Annotated in this window: 17 protein-coding genes; 9 read left to right on the top strand and 8 right to left on the bottom strand. The window is 41.0% G+C overall.

Annotated features, from left to right (window positions below; genetic code table 11):
- Positions 1-3: 3 nt before the first annotated feature.
- Positions 4-624, bottom strand: a complete 621-nt coding sequence (locus tag HRU23_05460; GenBank protein NRA53573.1) for a YigZ family protein — start codon at positions 622-624, stop codon at positions 4-6.
- Between the two features lie 4 nt (positions 625-628).
- The gene (pepQ, locus tag HRU23_05455) at positions 629-1948 is read right to left on the bottom strand and encodes a Xaa-Pro dipeptidase (GenBank protein ID NRA53572.1); all 1320 of its coding nucleotides are present in this window, start codon (positions 1946-1948) and stop codon (positions 629-631) included.
- Positions 1949-2316: 368 nt separating this feature from the next.
- Here pepQ and fadB point away from each other — a divergent pair, with 368 nt between their 5' ends.
- The 3 genes from fadB (at position 2317) to tusA (ending at position 6029) form a co-directional block, all read left to right on the top strand.
- On the top strand, positions 2317-4470 hold the full coding sequence (gene fadB / locus HRU23_05450) for a fatty acid oxidation complex subunit alpha FadB (protein ID NRA53571.1): 2154 nt from the start codon (positions 2317-2319) through the stop codon (positions 4468-4470).
- A 21-nt stretch (positions 4471-4491) separates the two neighbouring features.
- The gene (gene fadA, locus HRU23_05445; protein ID NRA53570.1) at positions 4492-5658 is read left to right on the top strand and encodes an acetyl-CoA C-acyltransferase FadA; all 1167 of its coding nucleotides are present in this window, start codon (positions 4492-4494) and stop codon (positions 5656-5658) included.
- A gap of 140 nt (positions 5659-5798) precedes the next feature.
- Positions 5799-6029 carry a sulfurtransferase TusA gene (gene tusA / locus HRU23_05440; protein ID NRA53569.1) on the top strand — a complete coding sequence of 77 codons (231 nt, stop codon included), beginning with the start codon at positions 5799-5801 and terminating at the stop codon, positions 6027-6029.
- Between the two features lie 63 nt (positions 6030-6092).
- Here tusA and HRU23_05435 read toward each other — a convergent pair whose 3' ends face one another.
- Positions 6093-6854: a response regulator transcription factor gene (locus HRU23_05435; protein ID NRA53568.1), complete on the bottom strand. Its 762-nt coding sequence runs from the start codon at positions 6852-6854 to the stop codon at positions 6093-6095.
- A gap of 417 nt (positions 6855-7271) precedes the next feature.
- On the opposite strand from HRU23_05435, the gene HRU23_05430 reads away from it, so the two are divergent.
- From HRU23_05430 to HRU23_05415, 4 genes are all read left to right on the top strand, one after another.
- Positions 7272-8918, top strand: coding sequence for a dentin sialophosphoprotein (locus tag HRU23_05430; protein NRA53567.1), 1647 nt, complete (start codon positions 7272-7274; stop codon positions 8916-8918).
- 91 nt (positions 8919-9009) lie between these two features.
- Positions 9010-9375, top strand: coding sequence for a hypothetical protein (locus HRU23_05425; GenBank protein ID NRA53566.1), 366 nt, complete (start codon positions 9010-9012; stop codon positions 9373-9375).
- Between the two features lie 85 nt (positions 9376-9460).
- Positions 9461-10090, top strand: a complete 630-nt coding sequence (locus HRU23_05420) for a C39 family peptidase (protein ID NRA53565.1) — start codon at positions 9461-9463, stop codon at positions 10088-10090.
- Between the two features lie 21 nt (positions 10091-10111).
- Positions 10112-10615: a hypothetical protein gene (locus HRU23_05415; GenBank protein ID NRA53564.1), complete on the top strand. Its 504-nt coding sequence runs from the start codon at positions 10112-10114 to the stop codon at positions 10613-10615.
- 328 nt (positions 10616-10943) lie between these two features.
- Here the strand turns inward: HRU23_05415 and HRU23_05410 are convergent, their stop codons facing one another.
- Positions 10944-12206, bottom strand: a complete 1263-nt coding sequence (locus tag HRU23_05410; GenBank protein NRA53563.1) for a transporter — start codon at positions 12204-12206, stop codon at positions 10944-10946.
- A gap of 540 nt (positions 12207-12746) precedes the next feature.
- Between HRU23_05410 and glyQ the strand changes: the two genes are divergently transcribed.
- Positions 12747-13676, top strand: a complete 930-nt coding sequence (gene glyQ, locus HRU23_05405; protein NRA53562.1) for a glycine--tRNA ligase subunit alpha — start codon at positions 12747-12749, stop codon at positions 13674-13676.
- Between the two features lies 1 nt (position 13677).
- Positions 13678-15747: a glycine--tRNA ligase subunit beta gene (gene glyS / locus HRU23_05400; protein ID NRA53561.1), complete on the top strand. Its 2070-nt coding sequence runs from the start codon at positions 13678-13680 to the stop codon at positions 15745-15747.
- A 70-nt stretch (positions 15748-15817) separates the two neighbouring features.
- Here glyS and HRU23_05395 read toward each other — a convergent pair whose 3' ends face one another.
- The 4 genes from HRU23_05395 to dnaN all read right to left on the bottom strand — a co-directional run bounded on the left by HRU23_05395 (position 15818) and on the right by dnaN (position 21557).
- Positions 15818-16828, bottom strand: a complete 1011-nt coding sequence (locus HRU23_05395) for an HDOD domain-containing protein (GenBank protein NRA53560.1) — start codon at positions 16826-16828, stop codon at positions 15818-15820.
- Positions 16829-16953: 125 nt separating this feature from the next.
- Positions 16954-19374, bottom strand: a complete 2421-nt coding sequence (gyrB, locus tag HRU23_05390; GenBank protein ID NRA53559.1) for a DNA topoisomerase (ATP-hydrolyzing) subunit B — start codon at positions 19372-19374, stop codon at positions 16954-16956.
- 14 nt (positions 19375-19388) lie between these two features.
- On the bottom strand, positions 19389-20456 hold the full coding sequence (gene recF / locus HRU23_05385) for a DNA replication/repair protein RecF (protein NRA53558.1): 1068 nt from the start codon (positions 20454-20456) through the stop codon (positions 19389-19391).
- Positions 20457-21557: a DNA polymerase III subunit beta gene (gene dnaN / locus HRU23_05380; protein ID NRA53557.1), complete on the bottom strand. Its 1101-nt coding sequence runs from the start codon at positions 21555-21557 to the stop codon at positions 20457-20459. It lies immediately after the preceding gene.
- Positions 21558-21576 lie beyond the last annotated feature (19 nt).

The raw sequence follows: 21576 nt of genomic DNA, 5'->3' as shown, positions 1-21576 counted from the left end.
TCATCAGGGTTGTGACTTAACAACGCAAATTTGACCATTTGAACTTTGCTTAAGTTGCTCAACAAACGACTCGGCTTGGCGGATATCTATCTCAATGTGATAATCAATTGTCGCTTGATAATTTGCCTGAATAAGTCCGGCTTTATATTTCGTAATTAGCTGCTCAACCAGATTGCTCCACGCATAATCACAACTAAATGATAACTCGGTTAATACCGCTTTCTCCACGGTAACCGCCTGGGCTAATACAGCACTCACGGCTCCGGCATACGCCCGCGCCATGCCACCAGTTCCTAGCTTTGTACCGCCAAAGTAGCGACTAACAACCACGGTGATCTCGCCAATGCCACTGCCTTGCAATACATTTAACATGGGCCGCCCAGCACAGCCCGATGGCTCACCATCATCAGAATAACCAATATCAACAGTATTTTCAGGACGACTAGCCACATAAGCCCAGCAATTGTGGCTGGCGTCGGGATGAAGCCGCTTAATTTTATTGATAAAAGCTTTAGCTTGCACAGCACCTTGAGTCGGTGAAATATAAGCCAAGAATTTACTGCGTTTAACTTCTGTTTGCACCATTAACGGACTAGATAATGCTTGGTAAGGAGTTTGTTTCAAAGTACTACTCAATGCCAGCATCGCGGGTCATATTTTCGATATGGCCCTGATGAACAATAATGTTATCTTCAATGCGAATGCCACCAAACTTCTTAAATTGTTCGATTTTATCCCAATTAATATAACCAGAATTATCGGATAATTTTAATTCATCTAACAGACTGTCGATAAAATATAGCCCAGGCTCAATCGTCAGAACATGACGCGCAGCAATCACACGGGTACAACGTAAAAACGGATGCTCAGCTGGCGCCGCAAGATGTGTTCCGCGCTCGTCGGCCATAAATCCGCCAACATCATGCACTTGCAGTCCTAAAAAATGACCAAGACCGTGGGGAAAAAAAATGCTGGTGATCTGTTTTGCCACAATATCAGCGGCTGGCAATCGAACAAAATCAAACTGCTCAAGTAACTCAGCAATTAAAGTATGCATCGCAACGTGTAAATCAACATAGCTAACCCCTGGTTTTATCCGCTCAATGATCGCTAGTTCTTTTTTATTTAGCGCTTCAATTAATTGAGCAAACTCATCATCAACAAAGGAATATGAACGTGTAATGTCAGAAGCGTAACCATTAAAGTTTGCACCAGCATCAATTAAAAATGAATTAAATGTTACTGGAGCCTCTTGCTCTAATACGGTGTAATGCAAAATTGCCCCATGATTATTTAACGCAATAATATTACCGTAGGGTACTTCATTTTCGGTCTGTCTCGTCGCTTTCAGGTAAGCGATTTGAATATCATACTCAGACTGCTGCGCAAGAAAAGCAGCTTTAGCAGCCTGGTGCCCAAGCGCTGCTATTTTATTTGCTTGGCGCAAACAATGCATTTCATAATCAGTTTTATACGCACGGTGATAATGGCAATAGGAGATCAGTTCTTCGGGGTTTAACAACCCAATATTTAATATCTCAGCGACTTCTATATGCTCCCCAATATAAGCCGCTCGCCCAAGATCATGCGGTAAATAATCGGCGATTTGATCGGGTTTTTTTAGATAGACAATATCAAATTGCTCAGTCCAAAAGTCATTCGGTTCATCGGGCACCTTATGCCAAAAATCAACCGGACGATAAAAAACCACGGTCGGTTTGTTCAGACCATCAATAATCAACCAACAATGAGGATTATTGATAACAGGTAACCATGCTTTAAAGTGCGGGTTGACTTTAAACGGGTAATCCATGTCATCTAAAAATTGTCTGCGTGGTTGCCCAGAGTGAATAATCAAAGTTTTAATATTCTCACGCGCCATAATTGTTTTCGCACGTGCATTGAGTTCACTAATATGTTGGGCAAAAAGTGTATTTAACTGTTCCATGACCACTCCGGATAAATTTAATATTTTTATCATACCGTATGCTACTCAATAATAATAAATTGATTGATAATTTACCCATAATACGCTGCCAAGCTTAGTAATAATAAAAAACAACTCTCTGTTTCTTCAGCTTAAAACAAAAATCAACTTTAGAGTTAATGCTCTAAACCAATGAAATTATAGTGATTATTAGCACGGCCAAGCCAAACAACCCCCAAGTTCAAACATTTGTTTAAATTAACAGTTGAAATTTCACCCAACACAAGAGAAACTTGGTTGTTGCTATAAAATAATTATATTCAAAATTGGGCCAATATTGGTCTGTAACATTGTATGTCGACTGACGTTATCGACGAGGGAAAATAATAATGATTTATGAATCAAGCACCCTCTCTGTAAGCTACATTAAAGATGGTATTGCAGAGTTAAAATTTGACGCAAAAGATGGTTCGGTCAACAAATTTGACCAACAGACTCTTCAATCGTTTCAATCAGCAGTTGAGGTTCTTCAAGGTCTAACCGATCTTAAAGGTGTGGTAATGACCAGTGGTAAGTCAGCATTTATTGTTGGCGCAGACATCACCGAGTTCACCACCCACTTTGACGCGCCCCAAGAGCAACTAAGCGAATGGTTAGCTTCTGTCAATAAAACATTTAACGGCTTTGAAGATCTAAACTGCCCAACCATTGCTGCCATTAATGGCTTTGCACTAGGTGGCGGTTGTGAAGCGGTGTTACTAGCAGATTACCGTATTGCCGATACCACTGCAGTACTTGGTTTACCAGAAACCAAACTAGGTATTATGCCTGGTTGGGGTGGGACAGTACGTTTACCTCGTCTTATCGGTTGTGATAACGCATTAATGTGGATCACTGGCGCAACGAATAATAAAGCAGACAAAGCACTTAAAGTCGGTGCGGTTGATGCCGTAGTGGCTCCTGAAAAGTTACGCGATTGTGCCATTGCAATGTTAGAAGATGCGATTGCTGGTAAGTTCGATTGGCTAGCGCGTCGTGCTGAAAAGCAAGCACCATTAACACTATCGCCAATTGAAAATATGATGTCATTCTCCACCGCTAAAGGCATGGTTGCATCGAAAGCCGGTAAACATTACCCAGCACCGATGACCGCACTTAAGTGTATAGAGAAGAGCGCGAGCATGACGCGTGACAAAGCTTTACTAGTCGAAACTAAAGGTTTTGTTAAACTAGCTAAAACTGATGTTGCTCGCTCATTGGTTGGTATTTTCTTAAATGATCAACTGATTAAAGCCAACTCTAAGAAAGCAGCTAAAACAGCATTAAAAGTTGAAACTGCCGCTGTACTTGGTGCTGGTATCATGGGTGGCGGTATCGCTTACCAATCAGCGAGCAAAGGCACGCCGATTGTGATGAAAGACATTAACCAAGCAGCACTAGATCTTGGTCTAAATGAAGCGTCTGGCATTCTAAACAAACAACTTAAGCGCAAGCGTATTGACGGCGCTAAGTTAGCTAAGACCCTTAACAGCATCACCGCAACGCTAAATTACGAGTCGGTTAAAGATGTTGATATCGTCGTTGAAGCTGTGGTTGAAAACCCTAAAGTTAAAGGCATGGTATTAGCTGAAGTTGAAGGTTATGTTAGCGACGACGCGATCGTCACTTCAAATACTTCAACTATCTCAATCAATGAACTGGCTAAGAATCTTAAACGCCCTGAAAAATTCTGTGGCATGCACTTCTTTAACCCTGTACATAAGATGCCTTTAGTTGAAATCATTCGTGGTGAAAACACCTCTGATGAAACTATCGCGACGGTAGTGGCTTACGCGGCTAAAATGGGTAAATCACCAATCGTTGTTAATGATTGTCCTGGTTTCTTCATTAACCGCGTTCTATTCCCATACTTTGGCGGTTTCGCTAAGTTAATCAGCGATGGCGCAGATTTCGTCAAGGTTGATAAAGTGATGGAAAAAGAATTTGGCTGGCCAATGGGTCCTGCGTTCCTACTTGATGTTGTTGGTATGGATACAGCTCACCACGCTCAAGATGTAATGGCTAAAGGTTTCCCTGACCGCATGGCAAAAGATAGCAAAGATTCTATCGATGCTATGTATGAAGCTGGTCGATATGGTCAAAAGAACGACAAAGGTTTCTACAATCACTCTTTAGATAAACGTGGTCGCGCTAAGAAAGATCCAGCACCAGAAGCTTACGAGCTACTAAAAGCTGTTAGCGCTGAAACAACTCAATTCAGCAGCGACGAAATCATCGCTCGTACCATGATCCCAATGGTTATCGAAACAGTTCGCTGTTTAGAAGAAGGCATTATCGCGACCCCTGGCGAAGCTGATATCGGCTTAGTATTTGGTCTTGGTTTCCCTCCTTTCCGTGGTGGCATATTCCAGTATATCGATACTATGGGTGTTGCAACCTTTGTTGAACTAGCAGATAGCTATGCTCACCTTGGTGCAATGTATAAAGTGACTGACGGCATGCGTGAAAAAGCTGCTGCTGGCGCAACCTACTACAACGCTTAACGGCAATTGGAGATTAATATTATGAAAGAAGTTGTCGTAATCGATTGTATTCGTACCCCAATGGGTCGCTCTAAAAATGGTGTGTTCCGTAATGTTCGTGCCGAAGAATTATCAGCTCACTTGATGAAAGGTTTGATGGATCGTAACCCTAAGGTTGATCCCGAAGAAATCGAAGATGTAATTTGGGGTTGTGTGCAACAAACTCTAGAGCAAGGTTTTAACATTGCTCGTAATGCTTCACTACTTGCAGGCCTACCAAAAAGCATTGGCGGTTCAACCGTAAACCGTCTTTGTGGTTCATCAATGCAAGCACTGCATGATGCGACTCGCGCGATTCAAGTTGGAGATGGCGACATCTTCATCGTTGGTGGTGTTGAACACATGGGTCACGTACCGATGAACCACGGGGTTGATTTCCACCCTGGTATGGCTAAGAAAATTGCATCTGCTGCTGGCATGATGGGTTTAACCGCTGAAATGCTTGGTCGGATGCACGGCATTACTCGCGAGCAACAAGACGAGTTTGGTGCCCGTTCACACCGTTTAGCACACCTAGCAACGGTTGAAGGTCGTTTCAAGTCAGAAATTCTTCCAATCATGGGACACGATGCTGACGGTCGCCTAGTCTTAGTTGAAGATGATGAAGTTATTCGCCCAGAAACAACGGCTGAAGGCTTAAGCAAGCTACGCCCTGCTTTTGACCCAGCTAACGGTACAGTAACTGCCGGTACTTCATCAGCGCTGTCTGATGGTGCCTCTGCAATGCTGATCATGTCGGCTGAAAAAGCAGCTGAGTTAGGCCTTAAACCTCGCGCTAAAGTTCGCTCAATGGCTGTCGCTGGTTGTGATCCATCACTGATGGGTTACGGTCCAGTTCCTGCTAGTAAGAAAGCATTAAAGCGTGCTGGTATCACGATAGAAGATATCGACATCGTTGAACTAAATGAAGCATTTGCTGCACAGTCTCTGCCTTGTGCTAAAGATCTTGGATTAATGAAAGGCTTTGATGAGCGCGTTAACCTTAACGGTGGCGCAATCGCCCTAGGACATCCGCTGGGTTGTTCTGGTACGCGTATCTCAACCTCTCTAATCAATATCATGGAAGCTAAAGATGCAAAATTAGGTCTTGCTACTATGTGTATCGGTTTAGGTCAAGGTATTGCGACAGTATTTGAACGTATTAAATAACTAGCTCGATCAAGAATAAAAAGGCTGCATAATTTATCTTATGCAGCCTTTTTTTGTTCTAGCGCAACTTTTTAATAGCACGATGTTGATTATTTAATGAGAGCCGTTAGAATTAATTTTATTTAAAATTGAGATAAACAATGGCCAATGTTGAACATAGTTTAGATGCCATCGGATTACGCTGTCCAGAGCCTGTCATGATGCTAAGAAAAACTATCCGTAAACTGAACAGTGGAGAAACTCTAGTAGTCACCGCTGATGACCCTTCAACCACAAGAGATATTCCAAGCTTCTGTCGTTTTATGGATCATGAGTTAATCAATTCCCAAGTTAACTCTCTGCCTTATACCTATGTGATAAAAAAAGGGTAATATTATTACCCTTTTTTTATCACATAAACCCACTCAACAACTTAGATTTCAGATTAAAGTCATTTATATTTTCAGCTTATAGCCAACACCTTTAACCGTTAGAATCCAATGCGGGTTATCAGGGTCATGCTCTACTTTTTTTCTCAACAGATGCATATATTGATATAAGTCAGACTTGGTTGCACGATGAGTCTCAGGCCACAGATGTTTAATGATGCAGTCTGTCGTACAAACACGCTCAAAAGAGTCAGCCAGTAAACTAAAAAGTTTAAACTCTTTAGTTGTTAACTCTAAATCGGTACCGTTATATGTAACTACTTGGCAATTACGGTCAATCTTAAAGGGCCCAATTTCACAACAATTATTATCGAGCTCTTCGAGGTTAATTTCTAAACCTCCTCTACGCTCCCTAGCTCGACGACGTGCATTATTTCGTCGCTCATTATTGCCTTGAATACAAACCTTATTTAAATAGTCACCTAACAACTCATTTGTCGGTTCACACAAACAACAATCAATCCAAGCGTGATTTTTTAACATCTCAATTGCGCTAGCAAGGTGTATCACACAAACCGGAATATGATACTGGTGATTAATACTTTGCAGTAGGTCTAAACAGACCTCAATAAGTGACTCGCTCATTTTACGAGTGTCGATTAAAATATTGTTATATACATGATCTGTTGCCTTATTTTGGAGGAAATTAGCACAAGAAATATTATCTAAATAATAGTCTCGGCTCACACAGCATCCGGTTAATAACCCGACAATAAATTTATCATCAGATATCAGTAAGATACCGTTATTTTGCACACGGTGAATCATTCTCAAAATCCTTATAGCCCGCTAGTTATTTAGTCCTTTGTGTCTACGGCTTATCTCTACAATCAAAACTTTTCTCTAAGGTATAAAAAGTCTTTATTTTTAGAGCCTTAATTAAAAAAACATACACGCCACTTGGTTTGCATAAAACAAGCCACACACATAAAAACAATAAAAATCAACATGTAAAAAACAGCCATTAAATTAAAATTAATGAAGTGTAAAAAATATCGACACTAAAATTACGATTTTTTTAAGGATCTTTTGACCTGCTTTTTATGGAATTTTAAGTTGATGAGAATGAGAATATCAACCAAGCGCTAACTTACCACGCTTACATTAAGCACATTGCCATTACCATTGCTTGTTGTTAGTTGTTTGGGAATGAAATGGTGAAAAAATTAATTTACGGAGCATAATATGCAAAATTTTAATAAAACTTTACTCGCAGCAAGTATGGCTATTCTATTAGGGGCTACCACTTCAGCACTGGCAAACCCTACAAATACCGCCACCGAGGTTACTGACTCACAAACAGCAACAGCCAGCTCTGACACTTCTGGCGACGGTTCATCATCAGCTAACGAGAACTCACAAGCCACGACCGATAATTCTGATAATACCAATAACTCAGACAACAGTACGTTAGACGACGCAAGCTTTTCTGATGTTGCTAATGATGATTCTGATAATTCAGATAACTCTGATAACAGCACGTTAGACGACGCAAGCTTTACTGATATTGCTAATGATGATTCGGACAATTCTGATAACTCAAACAATTCTGATAACTCTGATGCCTCAAATAACTCGGATAACAGCATGTTAGATGACGCCAGTTTTACTGATATTGCTAATGATGATTCTGATAATTCAGATAACTCTAACAATTCAGATAATTCAGATAACTCTAACAACTCTGATAACAGCACATTAGACGATGCATCATTCACCGACATCGGTAATAACGATTCAGATAATTCTGATAACTCTAATAATTCAGACAACTCTGATAACTCTAATAGCTCTGATAACAGCACATTAGACGATGCATCATTCACTGATATTGGTAATAACGACTCAGATAATTCTGATAACTCTAATAATTCAGACAACTCAGATAACTCTGACAACTCTAATAATTCAGACAACTCAGATAATTCAGTAACTAGTTCAGCAAGTGCAACGGGCGCTGCAGCTAATAATGGCAGCCTTGCTTTTTCATTAACGGACAGCTCTGATAACTCAGACAATTCAAACAATTCAGACAACTCTGACAATTCTGATAACTCAAACAACTCAGATAACTCAACTCACTCTGATAGCTCTGATAACTCTGATAATGACAGCAGCCAAGCAACAGCAACCGGCGCTGCAGCTAACAACGGCAGCAGTGCATTCTCTGCAATTGATAGCGGTAACGATAGCTCTGATAACTCTGATAATTCTGATAACTCTGATAATGACAGCAGTCAAGCAACAGCAACAGGTGCAGCTGCTAACAACGGCAGCAGTGCATTCTCTGCAATTGATAGCGGTAACGATAATTCTGATAATTCTGATAACTCAGACAGCTCTGATAATAGCTCAGCAATTGCTACTGAAGCAGCGGCTAACAATGGCAGCTCAGCAAACTCTAATAGCTACAACGATAACTCTGATAACAGTATGGCTACTGCCAATGCGACAGGTTCCGCAGCAGCTAACAATGGCAGCACCGCAACTGTCGATAACAGCGATAACAGCGACAACAGCGATAACAGCGACAACAGCCAGGCTTGGAGTGAGGGCTGGGGAACTGCAGCAGCTAACAATGGCGGTACGGCAACTAATGAGATTACTTACAGCATGAACTCATCAAGCTTGGATGGCACGGTGACTGGTAATACTCTTACTTATAACGTAACAGAGTCTGAAGGTACGGTTACAAGTAATAACATTAGCGATTCGTTCAATGGTACTGCTGGTATTAATCAAAATGTCCAAAATCTTGGTCATGGTTCATTAACTCAGCAACAGATATCATTCCAGGGCAACGTAAATGTTAATCCTGCTAGTAGCCAATAAGCTAGAACAACCAGCTTAGAGTAAGCACTAATGTTGCTGGTAGTTATATGCTACCAGCAACTTTTACCAAGACAGATGAAAGGAGGGAGCTATGAGGTCACTGCAATTAACATACATTCATATGCCACTTACCTTACTGATGCTAATGATCCATCCCGTTGTTAGTGCATCGGAGTCAGACCCATTGGAGTTCATGCAACAAAACGCTGTTCAACTAGAAGACTTAGCCGAGGAAAGTGGCCTAGGTGGTGGCATAGATATATTAGCTAATAGTAATGCTAGTTTAGATGCTGAATTAACCAATAATCAAGTGACCAACAGCGTTACGGGTCTAAATATCATTGACCACAGTTCATTTACTGGGGCTAGTGGGGTATTTTCAATTATCCAAAACACCGGTAATAATGTAATTATCCAAGACTCGACCATAATAACGATTACGATTAGCACAGATTAATACGGACATAATAAGGTGAATTGTGAAAATTAAACTTTTGATATTGACAGCTTGTGCATTGCTAAGTCAGCCAAGCATTGCTGGAATGGTTAGTCTTAATACTATCGCCAGTGGTGGGAATTTTTCAATCGCGGTATCAAGTATCGCTGAGCAGCGCTTTAAAACAGTTTATAAACAGCAATTCGATTTTAGTTGTGGCTCTGCAGCTCTAGCTAGTTTACTTAGTTTTCATTATGACGATACGGTCAGTGAATATAGTGTATTTAGTGAGATGTATGAACACGGAGATCAACTAAAAATCCAAAGTAAGGGTTTTTCATTATTAGATATGCAACGCTACTTATCACAACGGGGTTACAAATCTAATGGCTTTCATATAACACTGAAGCAACTTGAAAAAGCTCAGGTTCCGGCGATCACAATCATTAACAATAATGGTTATCTTCACTTTGTAATAATAAAGTCTAGTAATAACCATGAAGTTTTGATTGGTGATCCAGCCGCTGGGGTTAAGGTAATAGCGCTCAATGAATTTAAGGAAATGTGGGGAAATAGAATTATTTTTGTCATTCAAGACAAAAAAGAAATTGCGTCCAACCATTATCGAGACAAATCAGACTGGGCACTAAGAGTAAAGGCACCATTAGCCGAAGCCGTCGACAGATCTAGTCTAGGATTATTTAATATGCTGCAACCACCTAGGATCGATTTTTAAACAATAAGGAAACTGGGAGTTATGAGCAATTTCATCTCAAACATTGTCAGATTTAAAACTATCGGTATAACAATTTTATTATCGTTTGTTATATCATTTTACAGTCAAGCTGAAGCAATCAACTCTACAACTCTCTACCAGAAAAATTACAGTAGTGAAAGGTACAGCTGGCTAGCGGTCAGTTCAGCAGAGCTTGATGCTAGTCGTGGCGGTTTCATTTTACCCAATGGCATTATCGTAGATATTAGCATTAACAAGTATATTCTTACCAATGGTACTGAAACATACAGTTACAATTATCAATCTCCTGTCAATCAGTTACTCGTTCAAGGTGGTCAATTAAACCTATCTTCTAAACTGACCAATTCTCCGCTGACATCGATAATTCAAAACAGTCTTGATAATCAAATTATCAGTGCTATTAACACCATCAATATCGACATCAGAAATCTAAATAGTGTTAACCATAATATAAGCAGTAGTGACTATTTTAGTCTGTATGTCTTGCCTAACTTGCACAACTAAATTTCACATATATCCCATTTACAGCTACAAACCGTTAACCAATCTGCTACCACAAAACTTTCAATATATTTTCCCATCAAAGAACACTCTTTACTGTGCGTTGTCGATTCGTAATTGGTATCCATCAGTATGCTTTACAACGTGCTCTACGCGTTAAATACCACCCTAGCAAATTCTAACTATGATGTTTTTATGAACTGCTCCATAATAAATAAAGCAAACCGAAGGTAATTAATGCCCAATTAACTTTATCGTACATATGATCATAAAAAAACGCATGCATAGCGGCACGCGTTTCATCTATTGCTAATCAACTACAGCACTTACATTAAAATTTCATTGGAAATCTCAGTGTTAACCTAACATCTGGCGCATCATCTGTTGTGCCTATTCCTACCGATAAATTGACATTAGTTTTAGGCGAATAACGGAAAGAATAACCAACAATAAACTGACCAATATCAAGGTCACTACCATCGACTGTTTGACCATCTATTTCAGATTTGAATACGTGCTTTTGTGAATAGCTTAAACTTAATGATGTTCTCTGATTTAATGATAGTCCCAAACCAAAGCTAAAACCCATGCTATCACCGGAGTCTATTTTTCCACTGTCTTCATCAGTTGCCATGGTGTAGCCATAATTTATATTGCCAAACAGTACGCCAGGAGCTGTTGAGTATATTGCACTAATACTCGGTGAGATGCTGACATAACCTGAACCCGTCGGCAATTCAGTAGGAAACTTAGAACCAGCCACGGAGGTAACATAGTCAACATCATATGGGCTAATGCCGGTTGGGATAGTTGCCGCAAGATTTGCAACATAAATCACACCACCACCTTGACCAGAATTTATTTGAAAACGGGTTGATAACTCTAAGTCTCCGATCCCTTTACCACTGGCATTAAATATTTCATCTTGACTACTATCAATGCTGACAGGTCGCGAACGTTGAGTGTCATTACGCGCAATATACGGTAGTTTCATTTCAACTTCCCAACGATCTGAAATGCCATACCTTGCAGCAAGACTGCTAACAAAACTATGGCGGTGCACCTCTCTTAAATCAATAATCCCGACAACCAAGGACGGAATAAAAGTATAACCATCGAGAAATACTCTATTATTATCGGTATATGAATAGCCAAATGAAGGCTCTAAAATAAAGCTGCCGGCGGCGGTAAGTACTCCACCTACTTTATTATTTACAGTTGATAGATCTGGCACATTTTCTGATGGCGATTTTTTTGCCGGCGCTTTGCCAACGGGTTTAATCTTGGAGGTTTTACTTTGAGCTTTTTTACTTTGAGTATTTTTCGGTTTTACTTTTGCTTTTGATTTACTGATTGTTCTGGTATTACTTAAAGCATCAAGTTGACTTTTCAGTTGCTCAATCGCTTTTCCTTGCGTTTCAATTAACTGTCTTTGGCGCTGTAATTCTAGCCCTTGCGCTTGCGCTTTGTTTTCATTAACGCTTACTTGCTTTTTTAAAGTTACGGGTTGCGCTGAAAAGCTATTAGCAGAGATAGTAGCAGTAAGTATTGCGACAAGAACTGGAGATAATTTATAGCGCAGGCAAGGAAGCATCCTATCTTTGGCTTTTATATTTCGCATTATTTATGCTTTTCCTTTTAGTTAATAACATCACGACTTGCAATCGAGTTGGTAAATTAAAAGTATTGCTAAACTCTATGGACTAATAAAAGCACCGCCATCCTTAGCAAACTTTCCTCTAATATATCCCTATATTATAGTTCAGATTACAGTAATAACCTCTGAGAAGTAAGCCAATTTGACTTAAATCTAATAAAGAAATTCAATAATAATAATGCGATATAAAAATATAACTAAGTAATAATTGTTGAATGTTCCACGTGGAACATCAAGAATTAATTAGCGTGATACCAAGCTTTGTTTGACAAAATAGGCCAATGCAAAGTTCGAAATGACTAGGTGGGCATTTGAACAAAAAATGGATAGCTGATACTAAATATCAGATTTATGACGTTAGACTTGTTCTCTGCGAGTATATCGCAATGTTGGTAAATTACGCTACTCTCAAACCTATGGACAATGCTATAATTAACGTCTTTTTTTTAATCACCGGCTAGAGTTGTTACTGATATTATGCCTAATTACGACACAAAGACATTCCAAGGACTAATCCTTGCGCTGCAAGACTATTGGTCAAGACAGGGCTGCGTTATTGTTCAGCCTTTAGATATGGAGGTTGGTGCAGGCACCTTCCATCCACAAACTTTCTTACGTTCACTTGGCCCTGAGCCAATGAGCAGTGCTTATGTACAACCATGTCGTCGTCCTACCGATGGTCGTTATGGTGAAAACCCTAACCGTCTGCAGCAATATTATCAATTTCAGGTCGTGCTTAAGCCAAATCCAGATAACATTCAGGAACTGTATTTAGAGTCTCTCAAAGAGCTTGGGGTTGACCCTTTAGTTCACGATATCCGTTTCGTTGAAGACAATTGGGAATCACCAACACTTGGCGCCTGGGGTTTAGGTTGGGAAATCTGGCTTAATGGTATGGAGATATCTCAATTTACCTATTTCCAACAAGTAGGCGGATTAGAATGCTCACCCGTTACTGGTGAAATCACTTACGGCCTAGAACGCTTAGCGATGTATATTCAAGGCGTTGATAGCATCTACGATCTTGTTTGGACCGATGGCCCATTAGGTAAAATAACCTACGGTGATGTGTTTCATCAAAATGAAGTTGAACAGTCGACTTACAATTTTGAACATGCTGATGTTGAATCTTTATTCACATTATTTGACCAATGTGAAAAAGACAGCAAAAAGCTAGTCGAAGCCGGCCTACCATTACCCGCTTACGAGCAAGTCATGAAGGCATCTCATGCCTTTAACTTGTTAGATGCTCGTCATGCTATCTCAGTGACCGAGCGTCAGCGCTATATCTTACGCGTACGCGCTTTGTCTAAAGCCGTTGCTTTATCTTATTATGCGGCACGAGAAGCACTAGGCTTCCCGTTATGTAAAAATAAAAGCAATGAAAATAGCGGTGGAGAAAAATAATATGACTGCTCAAAATTTAATTATTGAATTAGGTACTGAAGAGCTGCCACCGAAATCATTACGGACACTGGCGCAAGCCTTCAGTGACAATATCGAACAACTATTAATAAAAGCAGATATTGCTTTTGACTCGGTTAGCTTTTTAGCATCACCTCGTCGTTTAGCAGTGTCTGTTAAGCAATTGTCTAGTGGTCAGTCTGACAAAGTGGTTGAAAAACGCGGGCCAGCGATTTCATCAGCATTTGATAGTGACGGCAATGCCACCAAAGCAGCACAAGGTTGGGCACGTTCAAACGGTATTACTGTAGAACAGGCTGAACGCATAAAGACAGATAAAGGCGAGTGGTTACTGTTTAAAGCACAAGTTAAAGGACAAGCCACTATTGAGCTTATTCCTGCAATGGTTGAGCAAGCCTTAGCAAAGTTACCAATCGCTAAACCAATGCGTTGGGGCAGCAATACCATGCAATTTATTCGCCCAACCAAGACTCTAACCATTTTATTTGGTGATCAATTAGTTGATGCCACCATATTAGGTTGTAAGTCGGCACGTATTATTCGCGGACACCGTTTTCATTGTGACCAAGAGTTAGTGTTAGATCATGCAGATAACTATGCTAAATTATTACGCGAAAAAGGCTATGTTATAGCCGATTACGAAGAGCGAAAAGCGCTAGTAAAAGAGCAAGTAATTGCTGCTGCAAAAGCTGAGAATGGCGTAGCAGATATCGACGAAGATTTGCTGGACGAAGTAAGCTCTATTGTTGAGTGGCCGATTACTTACGTTGGCAGTTTTGAAGAAAAGTTTCTCGATGTTCCTGCCGAAGCACTAATTTACACCATGAAAGACAACCAAAAATATTTCCCATTATTAGATAATAATGGGAAATTAATGGCGCGCTTTATCTTTGTTTCAAATATTGACAGCAAAGAACCAGAACAAGTTATTAAGGGCAATGAAAAGGTAGTACGCCCTCGCCTTGCCGATGCTGAATTCTTCTTCAAGCAAGATCAAAAAGTCACTTTAGAAAGTCGAATTGGTAGCTTAGATAATATTTTATTCCAAAAGCAGTTAGGTACACTGGCTGAAAAGTCACGTAGGATTTCTGCCTTAGCAAAAATCATCGCGACCCAAATTGGTACCAATGCTGTCGACGCTGAACGAGCTGGCTTGCTATGTAAGACCGATTTGATGACCGATATGGTATTGGAATTCCCAGATGTTCAGGGTGTGATGGGCATGTATTACGCCCGTTTTGATGGCGAGTCAGAGCAGGTAGCTCTCGCGTTGAATGAACAGTATATGCCACGTTTTTCGGGTGATCGGTTGCCTGACTCACTAGTCAGCTGCTCGGTAGCCTTAGCTGACAAGTTTGATACCTTGGTCGGCATCTTTGGTATTGGCCAAATCCCTAAAGGCGACAAAGACCCGTTTGCGCTTCGTCGCGCAGCAATTGGCGCATTGCGCATTATGGTTGAAAAAGACCTTGATTTAGATTTAGTAGATCTGGTTAAAGCAGCTGCTGACCTTTACGGTGATAAGTTAAGCCATGAAGTTGAAAAGTCAGTCGTTGATTTTATGTTAGGTCGATTTAACGCCTGGTACCAAGATCAAAACATCTCTACCGATATCGTGAAAGCGGTTATGGCACGCCGCCCAACCCGCCCGAGTGATTTCAACAAACGCATTGAGGCAGTGACAGCATTTAGAGCATTAGAGGCTTCTAAACCGCTTGCAGCAGCCAACAAACGCGTTGGTAACATCCTCGCTAAAACGACAGATACTATCGCTGAAATCGTCGACGTTAGTTTATTATCTGAACCGGCTGAAATTGAATTGGCTAAAGTTGTTGCTTCGTTAACTGAAACTTTAATTCCGGTTTTTGCGGCTAGCGATTACGACCAAGCATTGACTCAGCTGGCACAGCTAAAAGAACCGGTCGATCTATTTTTCGATAACGTGATGGTAATGTGCGATGACCAAGCTATTAAACTTAACCGTTTGGCGCTGCTCAACAACTTAAGAAATCAATTCCTTAATGTCGCAGACATCTCGCTATTGCAAAGTTAAGTTGATTGGCTAAATATTTACTCATAAAAACGCCGCATTATTGCGGCGTTTTATATCCAACAACAAAAACTTAAGCCTGGTTAGTCAATATTAATAGCTCCGGCTTGATATTATTTTTGATTAAAATTAATTCAGCGTCTAATTCATTAATTAATTTTGCCTCAAGCAGTAAAGACACTTCACTTAACAACTTCGATTGAACTAATATTTTAGTTAACGCGCAAGGTTCGGCCATCGCCTTATAAGCCATATGTTGTTGCAGTGGCAACACTATCGCTTGTGGCAAGTTCCATTGCTTAACAATATTAACCGTCAACTGTTTAGACATAGAACTCATCATTTTCCTAAAATGAATTGAGCCAGGTTGTATCCCAGGCATCGATTGCTGCATCGCTTCAACTAGCGCCTTAAACACCGCTATTTTTCCAATATCATGAATTAAACCAACAAAGAATGCAGCATAAGGATCTAAGCCTTGATCCTTAGCCGCCTCTTCGCAATATTTAGCGGTGGTAATAGAGTGCTGCCAAACTTTCTCACCAAATAGCTTAAAATAAATAGGACTCACTTTCATCAACCCACCAAGCGAGGCCGCTGTAACCACCTGCTTAAGCGAGTCGAGACCAATAAAATTAATCGCCATTTTTAGGCTATTAACCTCTTGGTCGGTTCGCCTAAAAGCAGCGCTATTTGCTAGTTTTACGACTTGAGTAGCCATGATAGGATCTTGTTGTAAACTTAACTCGACCTGGTCAATAGGTGCCCCGCTATCAATTTTTTGTAAGGCATCTTTCAAGGCTTTGGGGAAAGGTTCTAATGTCATACTGTCAGGGTTGATCAACAGATCACCGACCGCTTCGACAATTTTTGTCTCTAGGTTATTTTCAATTTCTAGACTCTCTGCTTCTTTGCCAAAGAGCAAATCATAAAATAAATGCTCAGAGTTAATCAAATCAACACTGACCTTGCTTGATCGTTCTTTTTGACTCTGTGGTGCCGCTTGAAATGGCTTACTTTGCTCTAGCTTAGCCGTATCGGAGGCTGACTTACCTCGGTTCATTAAATCCTTAAACCAACTCATATTAACTCCTTTTTATACTGATAATTTAGGTTATCACTAATTGAGCTATATAATCTAATTACACCATATTACCGCCATAAAAAAAGGAGCCAGTAGGCTCCTTTTAACATCACGATTAAACTTATTTAGACATCTAGATTAACCACGTTAAGCGCATTATCTTCGATAAATTTACGACGCGGCTCAACTTGGTCGCCCATTAAGGTCGTAAACAATTGATCAGCAGCAATAGCATCTTCAACTGTCACTTGTAACATGCGGCGGTTCTCAGGATCCATCGTAGTTTCCCACAATTGATCTGGATTCATCTCGCCCAACCCTTTGTAGCGTTGAATATAAAGACCACGCTTGGACTCATGCATTAGCCATTCAACGGCCTCAGCAAAAGACTCGATGTTCTTTTTACGCTCGCCACGTTGAATAAAGGCATCCTCTTCCAATAGACCGTGAATGTCCTTGCCTAACTCAACAATTTTGCGGTAATCACCAGAAGCAAAGAAGGTTGGTTCAAAATGGTAATCGGTATCAACACCGTGCATTCTAATGGTCAGTTGTGGCGTGAAACGATTATGCTCTTCATCGCTAATGACTTGGCCATTAAAGAAAGTACCAGAACTGTCTTGCTCATTTAAGACATTAACCAAAGTCTCTAACCAGTTAGTAACCATCTCACGGCTAGACAAAGCATCAACCGTTAGTTCCGGCGTATAGATAAGCTGAGTTAATACACTCGTTGGGTAACGTAACTTAAGACGACTGATTGCCACTTCAACGCTACGGAACTCTTTAACTAGGCTTTCGAGTGCAGTGCCAGCAATGCCAGGAGCTTGAGCATTAACATGCAATGAAGCATTATCAAGTGCGATAGTCGTTAGATATTCAGTTAGAACTTCATCGTCCTTAATATAGCGCTCTTGCTTGCCTTTTTTAACTTTATACAAAGGTGGCTGCGCGATATAGATATAACCGTTTTCAACCAATTCATTCATTTGACGATAGAAGAACGTTAACAACAAGGTTCGGATATGCGAGCCATCGACATCGGCATCGGTCATGATAATGATTTTGTGATAACGAATTTTTTCAGGGAAATATTCTTCACGACCAATACCACAACCGAGTGCAGTAATTAACGTGGCGACTTCCTGTGAAGATAACATCTTATCAAAACGGGCTTTTTCAACGTTAAGAATTTTACCTTTAAGCGGTAAAATAGCCTGATTTTTACGGTTACGACCCTGCTTAGCACTACCGCCAGCAGAGTCCCCTTCCACGATATATAGTTCAGAAAGTGCAGGATCTTTTTCCTGACAATCGGCTAGCTTACCAGGTAAACCACCGAGATCTAACGCGCCTTTACGACGAGTCATCTCACGCGCTTTACGCGCCGCTTCACGAGCACGCGCTGCGTCAACAATTTTACCGACAACGTCTTTAGCGACTGACGGGTTTTCTAACAAGAAATCATTGAAGTTTGAACCCATGCTTTGTTCAACGGCAGTTTTGACTTCACTAGATACTAGCTTGTCTTTAGTCTGCGAGCTAAATTTAGGATCAGGAACTTTAACTGAAATAACCGCGGTTAACCCTTCACGAGCATCATCACCGGTCGCGCTGGTTTTACTTTTCTTGTTATACCCTTCTTTTTCCATGTAGTTATTCAGAGTACGCGTTAACGCCCCACGGAAACCAGCAAGGTGAGTACCACCATCGCGCTGTGGAATATTATTAGTAAAACATAAAATGCTTTCCTGATAACCATCGTTCCACTGCATCGCCACTTCAACAGTCGTGCCATCAGGACGCTCGTCACTGAAGTGGAAAACGTCAGAATGCACTGCCGTTTTATTTTGATTAAGATAACTAACAAAGGCACTAATACCACCTTCGTATGAGAAGTTTTTGCTCTTACCTTCGCCGCGCTCATCAACCAAGGTAATAGACACGCCCGAGTTTAAGAATGACAACTCGCGCACGCGTTTTGCCAAAATATCGTAATGAAATAAAATATTAGTAAAAGTATCAGTACTTGGCCAAAACTGCATCTTAGTACCAGTCCCGGTACAATCGCCAACCGCTTTTAAGGCTTCAACCGGTACGCCATGAATATATTGCTGGAAGTGTACTTTGTCGTGACGCCTAACCGTCAGTTCAAGTTTTGAAGACAAGGCATTTACTACTGAGACACCAACACCGTGTAAACCACCAGATACTTTATATGAGTTATCATCGAACTTACCACCGGCGTGTAATACCGTCATGATAACTTCAGCGGCAGAGACACCTTCTTCTTCGTGAATATCAACAGGAATGCCACGGCCATCATCTTGAACCGATACCGAGCCATCAAGATGAATTGTAATGGTAATTTCACTACAGTGACCCGCTAAGGCTTCATCTATAGAGTTATCTACTACTTCGAATACCATGTGGTGTAAGCCGGAACCATCGTCGGTATCACCGATATACATTCCAGGGCGCTTACGCACCGCGTCTAGCCCTTTAAGAACTTTAATACTTGACGAATCGTAACTATTCTCTGACATATAATATTCTCGTTCTAATTATCCTGAGTAACCACACCCTGTTCCACGTGAAACAAGCGAGTCTGATATTGGCTGGTTTGAGCGTCTATTTGTTTGACATCGATGACCGATAAAAATAACTGCGCCTGAGTTTCGACCAACTGGTCAATTAATATTTGGCGTTTACTGGCATCGAGTTCAGACGATAGATCATCGACCAGATAGATGGTTTTTTTGTCCACTTGCGTTTGCAAATGAACTCCCTGTGCAATACGTAAAGCACAAACCAAAAGTTTTAATTGTCCTCGTGATAACGCATCTTGAACCGGCACATTATCACAGCGTAACCTTAGGTCCGCTTTATGAGGCCCTGCAGAGGTATAACCAAGGGCTAAATCTCGCGGGTAATTTTTCTCAAGCAATTGAGATAATTCAGTTTTTCTGTCCCACCCCTGACTGTAAGATACAGTAACATTAACAGCGGGCAGAAAACGCTCTATTATACCCTGTAATACCGGATTAAACGAATTTATATAGCTATTTCTTAGGGTGGTCAATTCAAGTGAATATTGAACTAACTCACGGTCCCAATAAGAAATTTCACGATAACTGGCTTTGCGTTTTAACAGCGAATTGCGCTGTTTGAGCAGGCGTTTACAGCGGTTCCAAATTTCATGAAAGTTACCATCGCAATGAAAGACTCCCCAATCGACAAACTGACGTCTATTATTGGGGCCACCGGTTAACAAGGTGAAGCTGTCAGGGGTAATTAATTGCAGCGGTAAATATTCAAGCAAGGTGGCGAGACGGGTGACATTATCACCATCGACCTTAACCTTAACATCACCATTACGAAAACGCTGAATACCAACCGAGTGGCCACTGGCCTTGCCCCAAACGATAAAATCATCAGAGTCATGGGCAATAACACGGCTGGCAAGGTGAGTACGAAAGGAGCGGCCAAGGGCCAGATAGTGAATGGCTTCTAGCAGGCTGGTTTTACCGCTGCCATTGTCGCCAAAAATAATGTTTAGCTGGCCAAACTCCAGTTTGACCTCCGCTAAATTTCTTAATCGTTGAACCGATAATTGTTCTAATAACATCTAAAGCCGCATTGGCATGACAACGTACATCGACTCAGAGCTATCAGCCGCCTCGATTAAGCCACTGCTATTAGCGTCGCCTAAGGTCATCTTAACCTGATCGCTCTTAAGGGCATTAAGCGCGTCCAGCACATAACTGACATTAAAACCAATTTCTAAATCGTCAAATTGGTAATCTAAGTCCACTATTTCTTGTGACTCTTCTTGCTCTGGGTTATTGGCGGTTATTTTCAACTCATTGGCTGAAAAATTAAACCGTACGCCACGAAACTTCTCATTAGATAAAATTGAAGCACGCGCCAGCGCCTGTTTAAATTCAAGCCGCGAAGTAATAATAACCTTATCACCGCCACGAGGCAGCACGCGCTGATAGTCAGGAAAACGACCGTCAACCAATTTTGTGGTAAACACCGCATTGTTAATCTTGGCACGTAGATGATTTTCACCAATTTGAACCGCCACCGGATCATCGGTAGCTTCGATTAACCGCAATAACTCAACCACCCCTTTACGCGGTACTATTACCTGTTTATTCGGCAACTGGGCATTGATTTTACGGCTACTGACCGCCAAACGATGGCCATCGGTCGCCACGGTTTTTAATTCGTCGTTATTGGTTTCAAACAACATGCCGTTAAGATAATAACGGACATCTTGATTGGCCATTGAGAACTGGGTACTTTCGATAACCGAGCGTAACAAATGCTGTGGCAACACAAATTCGGTGTCACTTTGCCAGTTATCTATATTAGGAAAGTCATCGGCCGACAAGATCGACAAGGTAAAACGGCTGCGACCCGAACGAATAATCATCCGCTCGCCCTCGATATTAATCTTGATATCGGCGCCATCTTGCAGGCCCTTACAGATATCAAGAAACTTCTTGGCTGGCACAGTCGTGCGACCGGTCTCAACCGCCCCTTCAAGCTCGACGGTTCCGATTAATTCAACTTCAAGATCTGTTGCTGTAACTTTAAGTAAGTGTTCACTAACTTCCAGTAAAACATTAGACAACACCGCCATGGTGTGACGACGTTCAACTGCTCCAGAAACTAACGTTAATGGTTTAAGTAGCTGCTCTCTGGAAATAGTAAATTTCATGAGATTTCCTGATAAAAAA

Source organism: Gammaproteobacteria bacterium, assembly GCA_013214945.1.
GTDB lineage: Bacteria > Pseudomonadota > Gammaproteobacteria > Enterobacterales > Psychrobiaceae > Psychrobium.
Note: the sequence above shows the minus strand (reverse complement) of the source record. Positions and strands in the feature narration are given on the sequence as shown.

Coding starts and splice junctions, on each gene's coding strand:
- pepQ (NRA53572.1), bottom strand. CDS start 1,948: ATGGAACAGTTAAATACACTTTTTGCCCAACATATTAGTGAACTCAAT.
- fadB (NRA53571.1), top strand. CDS start 2,317: ATGATTTATGAATCAAGCACCCTCTCTGTAAGCTACATTAAAGATGGT.
- fadA (NRA53570.1), top strand. CDS start 4,492: ATGAAAGAAGTTGTCGTAATCGATTGTATTCGTACCCCAATGGGTCGC.
- tusA (NRA53569.1), top strand. CDS start 5,799: ATGGCCAATGTTGAACATAGTTTAGATGCCATCGGATTACGCTGTCCA.
- HRU23_05435 (NRA53568.1), bottom strand. CDS start 6,854: ATGATTCACCGTGTGCAAAATAACGGTATCTTACTGATATCTGATGAT.
- HRU23_05430 (NRA53567.1), top strand. CDS start 7,272: ATGCAAAATTTTAATAAAACTTTACTCGCAGCAAGTATGGCTATTCTA.
- HRU23_05425 (NRA53566.1), top strand. CDS start 9,010: ATGAGGTCACTGCAATTAACATACATTCATATGCCACTTACCTTACTG.
- HRU23_05420 (NRA53565.1), top strand. CDS start 9,461: ATGGTTAGTCTTAATACTATCGCCAGTGGTGGGAATTTTTCAATCGCG.
- HRU23_05415 (NRA53564.1), top strand. CDS start 10,112: ATGAGCAATTTCATCTCAAACATTGTCAGATTTAAAACTATCGGTATA.
- HRU23_05410 (NRA53563.1), bottom strand. CDS start 12,206: ATGCTTCCTTGCCTGCGCTATAAATTATCTCCAGTTCTTGTCGCAATA.
- glyQ (NRA53562.1), top strand. CDS start 12,747: ATGCCTAATTACGACACAAAGACATTCCAAGGACTAATCCTTGCGCTG.
- glyS (NRA53561.1), top strand. CDS start 13,678: ATGACTGCTCAAAATTTAATTATTGAATTAGGTACTGAAGAGCTGCCA.
- HRU23_05395 (NRA53560.1), bottom strand. CDS start 16,828: ATGAGTTGGTTTAAGGATTTAATGAACCGAGGTAAGTCAGCCTCCGAT.
- gyrB (NRA53559.1), bottom strand. CDS start 19,374: ATGTCAGAGAATAGTTACGATTCGTCAAGTATTAAAGTTCTTAAAGGG.
- recF (NRA53558.1), bottom strand. CDS start 20,456: ATGTTATTAGAACAATTATCGGTTCAACGATTAAGAAATTTAGCGGAG.
- dnaN (NRA53557.1), bottom strand. CDS start 21,557: ATGAAATTTACTATTTCCAGAGAGCAGCTACTTAAACCATTAACGTTA.